The sequence below is a fragment of the Streptomyces sp. NPDC034085 genome (assembly GCF_055575555.1).
In genome coordinates this window covers 259,766-276,137 of record NZ_JBVISL010000002.1, presented here as the reverse complement: position 1 = coordinate 276,137, position 16,372 = coordinate 259,766, and the positions used below count along the sequence as shown (strand labels likewise).

Annotated in this window: 14 protein-coding genes; 6 read left to right on the top strand and 8 right to left on the bottom strand. The window is 73.2% G+C overall.

The window, feature by feature from the left end; all coding sequences use genetic code 11:
• Window positions 1-52: 52 nt before the first annotated feature.
• Window positions 53-898, top strand: coding sequence for an esterase/lipase family protein (locus ACZ501_RS06505; RefSeq protein ID WP_468793002.1), 846 nt, complete (start codon window positions 53-55; stop codon window positions 896-898).
• A gap of 316 nt (window positions 899-1,214) precedes the next feature.
• A complete protein-coding gene (locus ACZ501_RS06500; protein WP_468792999.1) occupies window positions 1,215-2,699 on the top strand; it encodes a M23 family metallopeptidase in 1,485 nt (494 codons plus the stop codon).
• Window positions 2,700-2,768: 69 nt separating this feature from the next.
• On the opposite strand, the gene pcrA is transcribed toward ACZ501_RS06500, so the two are convergent.
• Window positions 2,769-5,246: a DNA helicase PcrA gene (gene pcrA / locus ACZ501_RS06495; protein WP_468792997.1), complete on the bottom strand. Its 2,478-nt coding sequence runs from the start codon at window positions 5,244-5,246 to the stop codon at window positions 2,769-2,771.
• A gap of 86 nt (window positions 5,247-5,332) precedes the next feature.
• Here pcrA and ACZ501_RS06490 point away from each other — a divergent pair, with 86 nt between their 5' ends.
• Window positions 5,333-5,689 carry a hypothetical protein gene (locus tag ACZ501_RS06490; protein ID WP_468792994.1) on the top strand — a complete coding sequence of 119 codons (357 nt, stop codon included), beginning with the start codon at window positions 5,333-5,335 and terminating at the stop codon, window positions 5,687-5,689.
• A 198-nt stretch (window positions 5,690-5,887) separates the two neighbouring features.
• Window positions 5,888-6,934 (top strand): C40 family peptidase, encoded by a 1,047-nt coding sequence (locus ACZ501_RS06485; RefSeq protein WP_361602623.1) that lies wholly within the window; start codon window positions 5,888-5,890, stop codon window positions 6,932-6,934.
• A gap of 12 nt (window positions 6,935-6,946) precedes the next feature.
• Here ACZ501_RS06485 and ACZ501_RS06480 read toward each other — a convergent pair whose 3' ends face one another.
• From ACZ501_RS06480 to ACZ501_RS06470, 3 genes are all read right to left on the bottom strand, one after another.
• The gene (locus tag ACZ501_RS06480) at window positions 6,947-8,059 is read right to left on the bottom strand and encodes an alpha/beta hydrolase (RefSeq protein WP_361602626.1); all 1,113 of its coding nucleotides are present in this window, start codon (window positions 8,057-8,059) and stop codon (window positions 6,947-6,949) included.
• Window positions 8,060-8,145: 86 nt separating this feature from the next.
• Window positions 8,146-8,844, bottom strand: a complete 699-nt coding sequence (locus ACZ501_RS06475) for a response regulator transcription factor (protein WP_361602629.1) — start codon at window positions 8,842-8,844, stop codon at window positions 8,146-8,148.
• Window positions 8,841-10,136 (bottom strand): PspC domain-containing protein, encoded by a 1,296-nt coding sequence (locus ACZ501_RS06470; protein ID WP_361602632.1) that lies wholly within the window; start codon window positions 10,134-10,136, stop codon window positions 8,841-8,843. Before ACZ501_RS06470 ends, ACZ501_RS06475 begins: the two co-directional genes overlap by 4 nt.
• A gap of 131 nt (window positions 10,137-10,267) precedes the next feature.
• Between ACZ501_RS06470 and ACZ501_RS06465 the strand changes: the two genes are divergently transcribed.
• Together ACZ501_RS06465 and ACZ501_RS06460 are read left to right on the top strand one after the other, a co-directional pair.
• Window positions 10,268-11,563 (top strand): PspC domain-containing protein, encoded by a 1,296-nt coding sequence (locus tag ACZ501_RS06465; RefSeq protein ID WP_361602635.1) that lies wholly within the window; start codon window positions 10,268-10,270, stop codon window positions 11,561-11,563.
• The gene (locus ACZ501_RS06460; protein ID WP_361602638.1) at window positions 11,550-11,774 is read left to right on the top strand and encodes a hypothetical protein; all 225 of its coding nucleotides are present in this window, start codon (window positions 11,550-11,552) and stop codon (window positions 11,772-11,774) included. The genes ACZ501_RS06465 and ACZ501_RS06460 overlap by 14 nt, the downstream gene beginning before the upstream one ends.
• On the opposite strand, the gene ACZ501_RS06455 is transcribed toward ACZ501_RS06460, so the two are convergent.
• From ACZ501_RS06455 to guaA, 4 genes are all read right to left on the bottom strand, one after another.
• Entirely contained in the window at window positions 11,738-12,226 is a 489-nt protein-coding gene (locus tag ACZ501_RS06455) for a DoxX family protein (protein WP_362462722.1), read from the bottom strand. The genes ACZ501_RS06460 and ACZ501_RS06455 overlap by 37 nt on opposite strands.
• A 19-nt stretch (window positions 12,227-12,245) precedes the next feature.
• Window positions 12,246-13,487 carry a hypothetical protein gene (locus tag ACZ501_RS06450; RefSeq protein WP_468793816.1) on the bottom strand — a complete coding sequence of 414 codons (1,242 nt, stop codon included), beginning with the start codon at window positions 13,485-13,487 and terminating at the stop codon, window positions 12,246-12,248.
• Between the two features lie 109 nt (window positions 13,488-13,596).
• Complete coding sequence (locus tag ACZ501_RS06445) at window positions 13,597-14,382, bottom strand: class II aldolase/adducin family protein (RefSeq protein ID WP_468792991.1); 786 nt, start codon at window positions 14,380-14,382, stop codon at window positions 13,597-13,599.
• A gap of 130 nt (window positions 14,383-14,512) precedes the next feature.
• Entirely contained in the window at window positions 14,513-16,111 is a 1,599-nt protein-coding gene (guaA, locus tag ACZ501_RS06440; RefSeq protein WP_361602650.1) for a glutamine-hydrolyzing GMP synthase, read from the bottom strand.
• Between the last annotated feature and the right edge of the window lie 261 nt (window positions 16,112-16,372).

Genomic DNA, 16,372 nt, shown 5'->3' with positions numbered 1-16,372 from the left:
GCCGCGTCGGCAGCACGGGCCCGCACCCGAGAGGTCCAGGGGGAGGCCGTCCATGGGGCTGACGATCGCACCGCTGCCCGTGCCGCGGACGGGCGCCGCCCTGCGGGCCGCGGTCCTGGAGGTGGCGGTGCTCGCCGGGCACCTCCTCCTCTACCCCACCGGGATCCTGGAGGAACGGCTCGCCGACCAGGCCGCCGGCCAGGCCTCCGCCCGGCCCGCCGGGCAGCCGCCGCCCGTCCTGCTCCTGCACGGCTTCACCGACAACCGCTCGGTCTTCGTCCTGCTGCGCCGCGCCCTCGGTGCCGGCGGCCGGCGGCGGGTGGAGACGTACAACCACTCCCCCTTCACCCGGGACCTGCGGGTGACCGCCCGCCACCTCGCCCGGCGCGTCGAGGAACTGTGCGAGCGCAGCGGCCAGGACCGGGTGGACCTCGTGGGCCACAGCCTCGGCGGGCTGGTCGCGCGGTACTACGTCCAGCGGCTCGGCGGTGACGCGCGGGTGCGGACGCTGGTCACCCTGGGCACCCCGCACGGCGGCACCCGGGTCGCCCCCTTCATGGACGCGCACCCTCTGGTCCGCCAGATGCGCCCGGACTCCGAGGTGATGACCGAGCTGCGCGCGCCCGCGCCCGGCTGCCTGACCCGGTTCGTGGCGTTCTGGAGCGAGTTCGACGCGCTGATGGCGCCCACCGGGACGGCCCGGATCCAGCACCCCGACCTGGACGCGACGAACGTGCAGGTCACCGGGATCGGCCACCTCGCCCTCCCCGTCCATCCCGCCGTCATCACCGCTGTCCGGCGCGCCCTCGACGGCCCGGTCCGCGCAGCGGACGGCACGCCCCGCACGACGGAGGCCGCCCGCGCCACGGGAACCGAGGGCCACAGCCAGGTCGTCTGACCGGGACCAGGACCGGGACCGGAACCGGGACCAGGCCCAGGACCGGGAGCCGCATCAGGGGCCGGAACAGGCCCCGTGGCCGGGAAGTCCTACAACACCGGTGGACCCACAGTCGAACGAATTTCGAACTCAAGGCCAAGGCTCGGTCTTTCAGCGACCGAAAGACAGCCGAATGCCCGGTTCCGCTGAGGACGAAACCCCCGGAAGATTGTCGTGACGAGTAACCGCCGGGTACAGTCACGCCACTGCTCTCCTCCGGTGAACTTTGAGTTCCCCGGCCACCCAGGCCCCCACTGCCGAGGCGAAAGAGAAGTTGGTGAACGACCGCCCGACGTCGGGCCAGTACCCCGATTCGGGGTACGACGGCCTTTCCACCACCACTTTCGCTGGTGACCAGACCTATGCGTCCTATGAAACGCAGGGCCAGGGATATCAGTACGTCACCGACTACGCCGCTTCCGGCAGTTACGGAACGTACGACGCGTACGGGGCCTACCAGTCCGCCGCCGACACCGGCGCGTACGACACCACCGCCTGGACCGCGCCGGAGAGTTACCTCTCGAGCGTCCCGGCCCAGAGCGCCCCGGCGGACACCACCGGCCAGTACGACGCGAGCGCCTGGAACGCGGCGACCGCCGAGTACCAGCCGAACTCCTACGGCTACGACGCCACCGCGACGGAGCAGACCGGCCACTGGACCCTCCCCGGCTACGGGCAGGACACCGGCAGCTACGACGCCACCGCCTGGAACGGGGGCGCGGCCGACGGGGCCACGGCCGCCGGTTACGAGGCCACCACCGTCGTCCCCGCGTACACGGGAACCCCCGACGCCGAAGCCGACGGCTACCCGGACGCCGATCCGTACGCCGACGACGAGACCTCCGTCTTCGAGCCCGTGGCCGTCGACGCCGAGGACGAGCCCGGCTCGCCGGACGGCCTCGTGCACGACCTGCCCACGCAGGCCGTACCCGTCACCCCGGCGGCGACCGCCCCCCGCGCCGGGCGCCGGGCCACCGGCAGGGGCAACGCGGCCAAGGGCGGCGGCGGCAGCGCCGCCGGCAGCCGCCGGCGCAGCCCGGCCAAGCGGTCCGCCCTCCTGACGGTGGCCGTGCCGTCCGCCTGCGTGATGGGCGTCGCGGGTGTGGCCGCCGCCTCCGTCGGCGGGCTCACCGGCGCCGACAAGCCGGCCGAGGAAACCACCACGATGGCCGCCCCCGACCCGGCCTCGGTGCGGCCGGTCGAGGCGAACAACAAGCTCGACACGCAGCTCGCGGCGCTCAGCGCCGACGCGGGCGACTTCGCGGACCGCGCGAGCCGCACGCAGGAGCGCCTCGACCTCAAGCAGCGCCAGGAAGAAGAGAAGAAGAAGCGGGCCGAGGAGGCCGCGGCCAAGGAAGCGGCCCGCCCCAAGTTCTCGGTCCCCGTCGCGCAGCGCGGCCTGAGCGCCAGCTTCGGTCAGGCCGGCGGCATGTGGATGTCGGTGCACACCGGCATCGACTTCCCCGTCTCCTACGGCACCCCGGTCATGGCCGCCACCGACGGCACCGTGCGCACCCAGTGGAACAGCGCCTACGGCAACATGGCCATAGTGACCTCCCCGGACGGCACCGAGACCTGGTACTGCCACCTCGGCAGCACCAAGATCCGGTCCGGCAAGGTCAAGGCGGGCGACGTCATCGCGTACTCCGGCAACTCCGGCAACTCCACCGGCCCGCACCTCCACTTCGAGGTACGGCCCGGCGGCGGCTCCGCGGTCGACCCCCTGTCGTGGCTGCGCAGCCACGGCCTGGACCCGACGTAGCCCACCGAGGGGCCCTGGCCCGGGCCCCCGGCGCAGGACGCCCGAGAGGCGCAGGACGCCCGAGAGGCCCTACAGCTTCTGCACCGGCGCGTAGCGCAGCAGCAGCCGCTTCGGCTTGGCGTCCCCGAAGTCCACGGTGGCCTGCGCCTCCGCGCCGGCCCCCTGGACCTCCATGACCGTCCCGAGTCCGAACTGGTCGTGCGTGACCCGGTCCCCGACGGACAGGGCGACGACCGGCTTGTCGGCGGCCCGGCGCGTGGCGAACCCGGACGGGCCCGACTTCGTGCGCGACGACGACAGGAACGCCTCGGGCGAGGTCCCGAAGGCGGCCTTCCCGGAGGACGAGCCGTACCCGGAAGCGCGCACCGGCCCCGCCGGCTTCTGCGCGGCGCCCGTGCGCTTCCACTGGAGGTACTCGGCCGGGATCTCCTCGAGGAACCGCGACGGCGGGTTGTACGAGGGCGTCCCCCACGCGCTGCGCATGCTGGAGCGGGTCAGGTACAGCCGCTCGCGGGCCCGGGTGATGCCCACGTAGGCGAGGCGGCGCTCCTCCTCCAGCTCCTTGGTCTGGCCCAGCGCGCGCATGTGCGGGAAGACGCCGTCCTCCATGCCGGTCAGGAAGACCACCGGGAACTCCAGGCCCTTCGCGGTGTGCAGGGTCATCAGCGTGATGACGCCGCTGCCGTCGGTGTCCTCGTCCGGGATCTGGTCGGAGTCGGCGACGAGGGCGACCTGCTCCAGGAACTCGGCCAGCGTCCCCGGGTTGTTCTCCTCGCGGCCCTGCTCGAATTCCAGGGCCACGGCCGCGAGCTCCTGGAGGTTCTCGATCCGGGTCTCGTCCTGCGGGTCCGTGGAGGCCTGGAGTTCGGCGAGGTATCCGGTGCGCTCCAGCACCGCCTCCAGCACCACGGCCGGGCCGGCGCCGGAGTCGGCGATCGTGCGCAGCTCCTCCATCAGCACGTTGAACCGCTTGACGGCGTTGGTCGAGCGCGCGGCCATCCCGAAGGCCTCGTCCACGCGCCGCAGCGCCTGGGGGAAGGTGATCTTCTCGCGCAGCGCGAGGGCGTCGATCATCGCCTCGGCGCGCTCGCCGATCCCCCGCTTGGGGACGTTGAGGATCCGGCGGAGGGGGACGTTGTCCTCGGGGTTGGCCAGGACGCGCAGGTAGGCCAGGACGTCCCGGACCTCCTTGCGCTCGTAGAAGCGGACGCCGCCGACGACCTTGTAGGGCAGCCCGACGCGGATGAAGATCTCCTCGAAGACGCGCGACTGGGCGTTCGTCCGGTAGAAGATCGCGACGTCGCCGGCCTTGGCCTCGCCCGCGTCCGTGAGCCGGTCGATCTCGTCTGCGACGAACTGGGCCTCGTCGTGCTCGGTGTCCGCGACGTAGCCGGTGATCACGGCGCCCGTGCCGGCCTGGGTCCACAGGTTCTTGGCGCGGCGGTTCTCGTTGCGCTCGATGACCGCGTTGGCGGCCGACAGGATCGTCTGGGTGGAGCGGTAGTTCTGCTCCAGCAGGATCGTCGTCGCGTCCTTGTAGTCCTCCTCGAACTGGAGGATGTTGCGGATCGTCGCGCCGCGGAAGGCGTAGATCGACTGGTCGGCGTCACCCACCACGCACAGTTCGGCGGGCGGCAGATCCGGGTAGCCGGGGCCGACCAGCTCGCGCACCAGCGTGTACTGGGCGTGGTTGGTGTCCTGGTACTCGTCGACCAGGACGTGCCGGAAGCGGCGCCGGTAGTGCTCGGCGACGTCCGGGAAGGCCTGGAGGAGGTGGACGGTGGTCATGATGATGTCGTCGAAGTCGAGCGCGTTGGCCTCGCGCAGCCGCCCCTGGTACATCGCGTACGCCTGGGCGAGGGTCTTCTCGAACCCGTCGGCGGCCTGCGCGGCGAAGACGTCCTCGTCGATCAGCTCGTTCTTCAGGTTCGAGATCTTGGCGTTGAAGGACTTGGGCGGGAACTTCTTCGGGTCCAGGTCCAGGTCGCGGCAGACGAGCGCCATCAGGCGCTTCGAGTCGGCCGCGTCGTAGATCGAGAACGACGAGGTGAAGCCGAGCCGCTTCGACTCGCGGCGCAGGATGCGGACGCAGGCGCTGTGGAAGGTGGAGACCCACATGGCGTTCGCGCGGGGGCCGACCAGGCTCTCGACGCGTTCCTTCATCTCACCGGCGGCCTTGTTGGTGAAGGTGATCGCCAGGATCTGGCCGGGGTGGACGTTCCGCGCGGACAGCAGGTGGCCGATGCGGTGGGTGAGCACCCGGGTCTTGCCGGAGCCGGCGCCGGCCACGATGAGCAGCGGCGAGCCCGCGTGGACCACGGCCGCGGCCTGCTGCTCGTTGAGCCCGTCCAGGAGCGTCGCCGGGTCGATGACGGGGCGCGGGGCGCCGTCCCGGTAGTACGCGTCCCCGCTCATGGGCACGTCGAAGGCGCCCCCGAAGAGGTCGTCCGCGCCGGGCTCCGGCTCGGCGTGCTCCTCGGGCGGCGGCGGGACCTCGTCGGAGGGGGTGAGGTCGGCCAGGAAGCTGTCGTCAAAGAGGCTGCTCATCGCCTTCCGAGTCTAGGGGGCGGGACCGACAGCCGGTCCCGCCCCCGGAAAATCCGCGGGAAACTGGTGCCCGTACGCTCGTCGGCATGACCGTTCTCACCCACATCTTCGTCGGCCTGCACATCATCGGCATCGCCTCGCTCCTGGGCGGTTTCCTGACCCAGATGAAGGCGATGGGCGCCGGCACGGCGCGTTTCGTGCCCGCGATGCTGCACGGCGCGCTGACCATGCTCGTCACCGGTGTGCTGCTGGTGGGCTTCAGGGAGATGGGCGACGGCGCGCCCCTGAACCACGTCAAGATAGGCGTGAAGCTGGCGGTCCTGTTCGTGGTCCTGGCGCTCGTCTACGTCAAGCGCGACGAGGAGCACGTCGGGAAGGGCGTCTTCGCGACGGTCGGCGGGCTGACCGTGGCCAACATCTTCATCGCCGTCCTCTGGCACTGAACCGTCGCGCCCTCCGGCACTGAACCGTCGCGCCCTCCGGCACTGATTCCTCGCGTCCTCCGGCACCGACCGGTCAGCCGAGACCAACCCCGGTCGGACGCGGCCAGTTCCGATCATCTCGTCATCTGACCGTTACCTTCCGGTCTAGCGTCCTCCCCGCAAAGACCTACGGGACGAGCGGAAGGACGTGAGGCCCCCGTGGCCAGTCATCGAAAGCCCAGGCAGCGCCCGCTCTCCGGCGGCACCGTACGCACCGCCGCCACCCTCGCCCTCGCGGGCGCTGCCACCGCCACCGCCTTCGAAGGCACCTCGCACGCCGAGCCGCAGCTCACCCCCGCCCAGGTCAAGACGGAGGTCGACCGGCTCTACGGGGAGGCCGAGGCGGCGACCGAGCGCTACAACGGGGCGAAGGCCGAGTCGGACGAGGCCGAGCGGGCACTGACCGGCCTGCGCGAGGAGGCCGCCCGCAAGCAGGACCGGCTGAACACGGCCCGCAGCGCGCTCGGCGCGCTCGCCGCCTCCCAGTACCGCAGCGGCGGCCTGGGTCCGGCCCTCCAGCTGGCCATGGCCTCCGACCCGCAGGACTACCTGGACCGGGCCGGCATGCTCACCCGGGCCGGGGACCGCACCGCCGCCGAGGTGGCCTCCGTCAAGCGCGGGCTCGACGAGGTCGGGCAGCTGCGCGACCAGGCCGCCGGCCGGCTCGCGGACCTGCGCGCCCGCCGGCAGGAGCTGGCCGGGCACAAGGCCGTCATCGAGGGCAAGCTCGCCACCGCCCGGCAGCTGCTCGCCCGGCTCACCGCCGAGGAGCGGGCGGCGTACGAGGCCCGGCCGGGCGCCGCCGGCACCGCCGCCCCCGCGGCCGCCCACGGCACCCCGCCTCCCCCCGCCGACGGCTCCCGCGCCGCCCGCGCGGTGGCCTTCGCCTACGGGGCGATCGGCAAGCCGTACGTCTGGGGCGCGACGGGACCGGGCGCGTACGACTGCTCGGGCCTGACCCAGGCGGCGTGGCGCGCGGCCGGGGTGTCCCTGCCCCGCACCACCTACACCCAGATCAACGCGGGCCGGCGGGTCTCCCGGGACCAGCTCGCCCCCGGGGACCTGGTCTTCTTCTACTCCGGGGTCACCCACGTCGGCATGTACGTCGGCAACGGCCAGATGGTCCACGCCCCGCGCCCCGGCTCCACGGTCCGGCTGGCGCCCGTCGACTCCATGCCCTGGGCCGGCGCGTCCCGTCCCGCGTAGCGCCGCACCCCGCTACGGCGTCTTGACCTGCCGGCTCAGCCACCCGAACGTCTGCGGCAGCTGCTTGGACCACGCGTCGAGGTTGTGGCCGCCGGTGACCTTCTCCGCGTGCACGGTGGTCGGGCTCTTCGCGAGCCCCTGGAGGTCCGTGCCCGACAGGTACCCGTCCTGCTCGGCGCCCGACATCCACAGCGCGACCGCCGGCGGCGCGGGCTGGGCCTGGAGCAGCGCCTTCAGGTTGTGGGTGCGGCGCAGCTCCGGGTCCTGGGCGACCAGCGAGCTGGGCTCCTGGCCGGGGTCGTTGTAGCCGGAGAGGGAGACGGCCGCGCCGTAGCGGTCGGGGTGCAGGATCGCCAGCTTGGCGGCGCAGTACGCGCCGGCCGAGTACCCGGCCACGCCCCAGGTGCGGGGGTCGTCGGAGGCGCGGAAGTTGTCGGTGACCATCTTGCGGACGTCGACGCTGAACCAGCTGTCGGCGTTGACCTTGCCGGGGATGTTCGCGCAGCCGGTGTCGCCGTTGCCCAGGAGCATCGCGCGCGGGGAGACCAGGATGAAGGGCTGGACCTTGCCCTCCCTCATCAGGGGCTCCAGCACCTCGTGCGCCTTGAGCCCCTGGAACCAGGACTTGCCCGTGCCGGGGATGCCCGGGATCAGCTCGACCACCGGGAACTTCCTGTCCTTGTGGGCGGGGTCGTCGTACTGCGGCGGCAGCCACACCATGACGTCGCCCTTGACCCCGGAGATCCTGCCGTCCAGCTCGGTCTTCTTCACCCGCCCGCCGAGTCCCTCGACGGGCACGAACTCCTGGCGGACCTTCGGCTCCTGCCTGACCTGCTCGGCCTTCTTGCCGCCGAGCCCGTCCGGGCCGAGGTCCGGGGCGGCCTGCACGTACTTCCCGGTGCCCATCAGGTCGCCCCAGGAGACGTAGAAGTTCATCTCCCGGTTGAGCGCGAGGAAGACCAGGGCGACGGCGGTGGCCTGGGCGAACACCACCATCAGCCCGCGGGTGGCGACGCGTGCCGCGGCCGGGCCGCGCACCTTGCTCCACACGGCCAGCGGCAGGACGACGGCGGTCACGGTCAGGACGACCGCCGTCGCGAAGAGGGGGGTCCCGGTCAGGCTCATCACGCCACCCAAGAGTCGGGTGCGCCACCCTCCGGTTGCCCTGCGGACCTGCGGCGTGGATCACACCGGTCCGGGCCGGGATCCCGTCAGACCAGCCGGCGGGCCGTCGCCCAGCGGGTCAGCTCGTGGCGGTTGGAGAGCTGGAGCTTCCTGAGCACCGCCGAGACGTGCGACTCGACCGTCTTGACCGAGATGAACAGCTGCTTGGCGATCTCCTTGTACGCGTACCCGCGCGCGATCAGCCGCAGCACCTCGCGCTCGCGCTGGGTGAGCCGGTCCAGGTCCTCGTCCACCGGCGGGGCGTCCGTCGAGGCGAACGCGTCCAGGACGAAGCCGGCCAGGCGGGGGGAGAACACCGCGTCCCCGTCCTGGACCCGGAAGACCGAGTCCACCAGGTCGGCGCCGGTGATGGTCTTGGTGACGTAGCCGCGGGCACCGCCGCGGATGACCCCGATGACGTCCTCGGCGGCGTCCGACACCGACAGCGCCAGGAAGCGCACCGGGTTCTCGGCGGCCGCCATCAGCGGGGCGCAGCGCCGCAGCACCTCGACGCCGCCGCCGCCGGGCAGGTGCACGTCGAGGAGGACCACCTCGGGCCGGGTGGCGGTGATGACGGTGACGGCCTGGTCCACGTCGGCGGCCTCGCCGACGACCTCGACCCCGGTCCGGCCGGTGTCGCCGATCTCGGCCTGGACGCCGGTGCGGAACATCCGGTGGTCGTCGACGAGCACCACCCGCACCCTCCTGGTCTCGCCGCCGGTGGTCGCGTTGTTGTCCTCGGTCATGCTGCCTTCGCCGCCCTCTCCATCTCCAGCTCGACTACCGTGCCGCCGTCGGGCGCCGACCGCAGCACCGCGGTCCCCCCGTTGCGCTGCATCCGGCCGATGATCGATTCTCGTACGCCCATGCGGTCGTCCGGTACCGCTTCCATGTCGAAGCCCGGTCCGCGGTCCCGTACGGACACGAACACGGTCTGGCCCTCGACCTCCGCGTACACCTGGACGGCGCCGCCCTCGCCACCGTACTTGGCGGCGTTGACCATGGCTTCGCGCGCGGCCTGGACCTGGGCGCCCAGCCGCTCGTCGAGCGGGCAGTCGCCGACGACGACCACCTCGATCGGGACGCCGTGGTGGTCCTCGACGTCGGCGGCGGTCTTCTTCACGGCCTCGGCGAGCGTGGCCGGCTCCTCGGCCTCGTCCTTGCCGGTGCCCTCCGGCTTGTAGAGCCAGTTGCGCAGCTCCCGCTCCTGGGCCCGCGCGAGGCGGCGCACCTCCCCCGCGTCCTCGGCGTTGCGCTGGATCAGGGTGAGGGTGTGCAGCACCGAGTCGTGGACGTGCGCGGCGACCTCGGCGCGCTCCTGGGCGCGGATGCGCATCAGGCGCTCCTCGGAGAGGTCCTGGGTCATGCGGATCAGCCAGGGCCCGGCCAGCAGGGCTATGCCGACGAGGACGGCGAGGACGGCGGTGAGCAGGTTGCCGAGCTGGGCCGCGGAGCCGCGTACGACGATGAACACGGTCAGGCCCACCCCGACCAGCAGCACCCCGGCGAGGGCGCGGGCGGCCTGGAGGAGGCGCCGCTGGCGTCCGGCGGCTGCGCTCCAGTGGGCGCGCCGTGCGTTGTCGGCCTGGCGCCACACGAGGACGACGCCGGCGCCGACCAGCAGCGTGGGCCAGACGTAGCGGCCGCTCGCGCCGCCGACGCGCAGCTGGGAGACGAAGATGCCCACCCCGACGGCGAGCGCGATCAGCCCGGAGACCGCTCCCTTGTCGGGTTTGCGCAGCCGGCGGGTGCCGTCGCCGAGGGTCTCGAAGAAGGAGTGGTGTCCGGTCTTGCCGCCCTGGCCGAGCGGTACGAACACCCAGAACGCCGCGTAGAGCAGTACGCCGAGCCCGTCCCCGAACATGAACATGCCGAGGAAGGCGAGCCGGACCCAGAGCACGGGCAGCCCGAGGTGCCCGGCGAGACCGCGGGCGACACCGCCGAGCATCCGGCCGTCGGCGCTGCGGTAGAGCTTGCGCTGCGGGACGTCTTCCGGTTCGGCTGGGTGCGGGACGCGTGGGGCGGCGGCTACGGGCATGTCACCAAGGGTCACACGCACGGGCGCGGCCGGGCATCAGGGCGTCCCCCCAGTTCGGTAGGGGGGATATCAGGGTTGCGCCAGGGTCGGGCCCGGTGCCGGCGGCCCGCGCCGCCCGTCACCATGGACGCATGACCGACGTTCACGACGCCCCGCCCGAGGATCCGGGGGCACCCCCGCCGGCGGAGCGGCCGCTCCTGCGCCGCAGCAGGCGCGACAAGGTCCTCGCGGGCGTCTGCGGCGGCCTCGGCCGCTACTTCGACCTGGACCCGGTGGTGTTCCGGATCGTGCTCGGGGTGCTCGCCGTCACCGGCGGCGTCGGCCTGATCTTCTACGGATTCGCGTGGCTGCTGCTCCCCCTGGAGGGCGAGGAGGACAGCGAGGGCAAGCGGCTGCTGACCGGCCGGGTCGAGGGCGCCACCCTGGCCGCCGTGTTCAGCGCCCTGGTGGGCTGCGCGCTGTTCCTGTCGATGGTGGACAACGGGGTGATGGGGGCCTTCTCCGTCCTGGTCGTCCTGGCGCTCGGCGGGGCCTCCCACTGGGCCCGGCGCCACCGCGGCACCGCCGTCCCGGAGGCGCAGGCGCCCGCCGCGCACCGGCCGGCGCCGCCCGAGACGCTGGCGCCGCCGGTGCCCGGCAGCCCCTCCTGGTGGCGGGACCCGCTGGTCAAGGACGGCACCACCGGCCCGGTCGGCTCCTCCGGCTACCTGTGGGGCCCGGACGACGGCGACCCCGGCCCGGCGGGGCCGGACACCGCTCCGGCGCAGCCCCGGGCCGGCGCGCCCGCGCGGGCGGGCGGGGGCATCGGCGGCCGGGTGTTCGTGCTGGCCCTGCTGGCGGGAGCGGCCGGCACCGCCTCCGTGTGGGAGGGCAGCACGCTCGGGCACGCCCTCCAGGTGGGCCTGGCGTCCGCGCTCGCCGTCTTCGGGCTGGGTCTGGCGGTCAGCTCCGTCAAGGGCCGCACCGGCTTCGGCACGGTCCTGCTCGGCCTGATCACCGCCGGGCTGCTCGCGGGGGCGGTCGCCCTGCCGCGCGAGATCGGCACCGACTGGCGGGACGTGGCCTGGCGCCCGGCGGCGGTGGCCGACGTCCGGCCCGCGTACCGGGCGGGGACGGGGCTGGCGACCTTGGACCTGAGCCGCCTGGACGTGCCCAGGGGCGCCACCGTGTCCGTACGGGCCTCCATCGAGGCGGGCCGGCTGAAGGTGGTCCTCCCCCGCGAGGTCACCGCGAAGACCGACCTGTCCGTCCGGCTCGGCGACATCCAGCTGCCCGGTGACGGCGGCCCGGACATACGCGTGAGGAGCGAAGGGGAGACCCGCCGGGTGACCCTGCCCCCCGCCGCCGGCACCGAGGCCGGCGGGACGATCGAGCTGCGCCTGGACGCGGGCGTGGGACAGCTGGAGGTGGCCCGTGCCTCGTCATGAGTTCCAGCCGGGACGGCTGCTGGCGGGGCTGGTCCTGACCGCCGCGGGCGTGCTCTACCTGCTCGACGCGGCCGGCGAGACGGACGTGCCGTGGTTCCTGGTGGTGCCGCTCGCCCTGGGCGGCCTGACGCTGGCCGCCCTGGTCGGGGTGGTCACGTACGCCGTGCGCCGGGATCAGCGCGACCGGACCCTCGAGTCGAACGACCAGTAGGGCGCCCCCGCGAGGACGAGCGGGGTCCAGGCCATCAGGTAGGCCAGGTCGTTGCCGTAGTAGTACGGGGTCACCGCCCAGGAGACGGTGAGCCACAGGCTGAGCGAGATCAGCAGTCCGCCGGCGGCGGCGACCCGGGTCAGCACCCCGGCGAGCACGCCGAGGCCCACGAGGAGTTCCCCGATGGCGATGGCGGCGCCGAAGCCGACGGGGGCCTTCAGGGCCAGGTCCACCAGGGCCGGGACCGCGGAGGTGTCGCGCACCCCGCGCATCAGCTCGCCGATGGAGCCGCTGCCGGTCTCGGCGAGGAAGCCGGCGGCCGTCAGTTTGTCGACGCCTGCGTAGACGAAGGTCACGCCGAGGAAGATCCTCAGCGGGAGGAGCGCGTAGCGGGTGGCCCGCTCCTTGAGCGGGGTGGTCCGCTGCCCGGATGGGGCGTCAGTTCGGGTCACGCCCCCATGTCTACCCGCTTCACTCCGCCACGTCGACGACGCAGCGGTTGGATTCCACTCCCGCGGCCGTGACGACCTGGATGTCCACGCGGCCCGGTTCCACTTCCGCGGGCACGGGGACGGTGAGCACCGAGTCGGAGGGGTTGGTGAACCCGCCGGCCACCGGGACCAGCGGCACGTGCACGTGGACCGCCCCGATCCGCACCACCAGCCGGGCGAGCATCTCCGGCGTCTGCGCCCCGGGCGGCACGAAGCCGACGCCCCGGATCTCGATGTCGTCGCCGGGCCGGACGGCCGCGTCCAGGTCCCCCGGCTCGCGCCTGCGGACCACCGACAGCACGAGCGGGCGGCTCCCCTCCGCGTACTTCGCCGCGAGGTACACGGCCGCCGACAGCGCCACCAGCATGGCCAGTGCCCACGGGAGCTGGGGCAGCCGGTCGGGGAACCGGGCCAGCGACACCGCCGCGTAGGCGAGCACCACGGTGGAGACGAGCACGTACTGCGCGTCGGGGAAACTGCCGCGGCCGTCGTCGTCCGTCAGCAGGTCCACCCCGCGCGGCCGGTCCGCCGGCAGCTTCTGCAGCCGCTGCCGCATGATCCGTACGGAGACCACCCGGCGCACCAGCACCGCCACCGCCGAGGTCAGCGCGACCACCGCCAGCAACGGCAGCGCCCGGCCCAGCGCGAACCCCTGGTACAGGGCCTGGCGCTCGGGGCCGGGCGAGGAGGCGGCCAGCCGCAGCGCGGGCAGCAGCGCCGCGAACGCGGTCAGCACCAGCCAGGCGCTCGGCACCGCCTTCGAGGTGGACAGCCGGTTGTCCTCCCCCACGATCGGGGCCAGCAGGCCGCCGCGCACCGACTGGGCCCGGGCGGCGGCCGTGAGCAGCCCGGCCAGCACCAGCGCGGCCAGCAGCCCGGCGGTGCGGGCGGTGGACCAGCCGGTGCCGACCGCGGTGCCGACCTGCACCAGCAGCAGGACCCCGGCGGCGATCCACAGGGCGAGCACGGCCCGCCGCGAGAACAGGTACAGCCAGGAGTTGCCGGCCTCCCGGCCCCGGTCGGCGACCGTGCGGGCGGACAGGGCCAGCTCGTCGGACACCCACTGGCGGGAGGCGCCGAGGGAGTGGGCGACCGCGGCCGGCACCCCCTGCCCGGCGGCGAACTCGTCCCGTCTCTCGAGGAAGGCGGCGACCGCTCTGCGGTGCCCCTCCCGTGCGCAGTCGTCGCAGGCGCAGACGGCGGTATGGGAACTCCGGGACATCTCTTGGACAGCCACGTGCGTGCCGCCTCTCTGAACTACGGTGCGATGCCAGCGAATTGTGCACCACTGCGGCAGTGCTCCGGATTGCGCACGATGTCAGAGCAGGTGATTAACGGTTCATGATGTTGACGCCACCGTCCGCGACCGTCTGCCACAGCGGCTGGTAGCTCACCCACGCGGCGAGATCACCGCCGAACCGCTCGCGCGTGGCCACGGCTGCGCGGTGGCCGACGGTCACCGGCTTCCCGGCCGCCCGGGCGATCAGCTGCACCTGCGCGGCCCGCTCCGCGGCGATGAACCACCAGACGGCCGCGTCGACCGAGCCGCCGACCGTCAGCAGTCCCTGGTTGCGCAGGATCAGCGCCTTGTACGGGCCGACGGCGCGGGCGATCCGGGCGGGGTCCGCCGCGCCGTCCCCCGGGTACTCGTCCAGCAGCGCGTGGTCCTCGTAGAAGGCGCAGGCCTCCTGCGTGACCGGGGCCAGCAGCTCGCCGAGGCAGGCCAGCGCCCTGCCGTACGGGGCCTGCGTACGGACCACCGCGACCGCCTCGGGCCGGGCCCGGTGCACGGCGGCGTGCACCGCGAAGGCCAGCTCGTTGACCCGCCGCGCGCCCTCCAGCACCCGGCCGTCGCCGTCGGCCAGCAGCAGGTCCCCCGGGCGCAGCCCCGCGAAGGCCCGGCCGAAGGGGTTCACCCAGTAGCAGTCCTCGTACTCCGGGTCCCGTGCGGTGACGTGCCCCGAGACCCCGTCCTCGTACCCGAGGCGCCCCAGCAGCCGCAGCGCCCCGGCGAGCCGCTCCTTGCGGTACGCGCGCTCCTCGGCCGGGTCGGCGTGGACGGGCGGCATCTCGAAGGCCAGCCGGTCCACCGGCACGGGTACGGGCTGATCCGGCATGCGCCCTCCTCAGGCTCCTGCGGCGTGCGCGGCGCAAGGTACCGGCGCGGCCGTCAAGTGGCCAGGGGAAAGGCGGAAGCCGCCGCCCCCACGGAGGGGAGCGGCGGCTTCCGTCAGGCAGCGGTGGGGACTACTCCCACTCGATGGTGCCCGGGGGCTTGCTCGTGCAGTCCAGCACCACGCGGTTCACGTCCGGCACCTCGTTGGTGATCCGGGTGGAGATCCGCGCGAGCACCTCGTACGGCATGCGCGTCCAGTCCGCGGTCATCGCGTCCTCGGAGGAGACGGGGCGCAGCACGATGGGGTGGCCGTAGGTGCGGCCGTCGCCCTGCACGCCCACGCTGCGGACGTCCGCGAGCAGCACGACCGGGCACTGCCAGATCTCCCGGTCCAGGCCGGCGGCGGTGAGCTCGTGGCGGGCGATGGCGTCGGCCTCGCGCAGCAGGTCCAGGCGCTCCTTGGTGACCTCGCCGACGATGCGGATGCCCAGGCCGGGGCCCGGGAAGGGCTGGCGCTGGACGATCTCCTCGGGCAGGCCGAGCTCCTGGCCGACCATCCGGACCTCGTCCTTGAACAGCTGGCGCAGCGGCTCGATCAGCTCGAACTCGATGTCCTCGGGCAGGCCGCCCACGTTGTGGTGGGACTTGATGTTGGCGGTGCCGGTGCCGCCGCCGGACTCGACGACGTCCGGGTACAGGGTGCCCTGGACCAGGAACGCCACGTCCGGGCCGCCCTCGGCCTCGGCGATGATCTCCGCCTGGGCCTGCTCGAAGACGCGGATGAACTCGCGGCCGATGATCTTGCGCTTGGTCTCCGGGTCGGAGACGCCGGCCAGCGCGTTCAGGAAGCGCTCCTGGGCGTCGACGACCTTCAGCTGGACGCCGGTGGCCGCGACGAAGTCCTTCTCGACCTGCTCGGTCTCGCCCTTGCGCATCAGGCCGTGGTCGACGTACACGCAGGTCAGCTGGGAGCCGATGGCCTTCTGGACGAGGGCCGCGGCGACCGCGGAGTCCACGCCGCCGGACAGGCCGCAGATGGCGCGCTTGTCGCCGACCTGCTCGCGGATGGCCGCGATCTGCTCCTCGACGATGTTGCCGGTGGTCCAGGTGGGCTTCAGGCCCGCGCCCCGGTAGAGGAAGTGCTCCAGCACCTGCTGGCCGTGCGTGGAGTGCATCACCTCGGGGTGGTACTGCACGCCGAACAGGCGCTTCTCGTCGTTCTCGAAGGCCGCGACGGGGACGACGTTGGTCGACGCGGTGACCGTGAAGCCCTCGGGGGCGGCGGAGCAGGCGTCGCCGTGGGACATCCACACCGACTGGTTCTCGGGGGTGCCCTCGAAGAGGGTCGAGCCGCTCTTGGAGACGGCGAGCGGGGTACGGCCGTACTCGCGCGCACCGGTGTTGTCGACGGTGCCGCCGAGGGTCGTCGCCATCAGCTGGAAGCCGTAGCACATGCCGAAGACGGGGACACCGGCTCCGAAGAGGCCGTCGGCGTCGTCCAGGCGCGGGGCACCCTCCTCGTACACGGACGACGGTCCGCCGGAGAGGATGATCGCCTTGGGGTCCTTGGCGAGCATCTCGGCCACGGGCATCGTGCTGGGCACGATCTCGCTGTAGACCCGCGCTTCGCGGACACGACGGGCGATGAGCTGGGCGTACTGGGCGCCGAAGTCGACGACGAGAACCGTGTCCGGGGCGCTGTCGTGGGCGGCGGAGGGTGCTTCTGGCACGGGACGGCCTTCCGGCGGAAAGAGGTGGCTGTTTTGTCGATTCTACCGGTGGCGCCGACCGCCGGTTTGTCGCACCATCCGAGGCCCACGTCACGGCCGGGGCGCCCGGGCGTGACGGGACCGCGTCACCGCCGGGGCGTCTCAGCATCCGGGCCCGGTTGGCCGGAGCGCGGGCCGGGGGCCATAATCCACACCATGCGCAAGCAGCTGAGCTTCCTCTTTACCTATGGCACCGGCCGGTCCGGTCGCCATGGGTCCGTG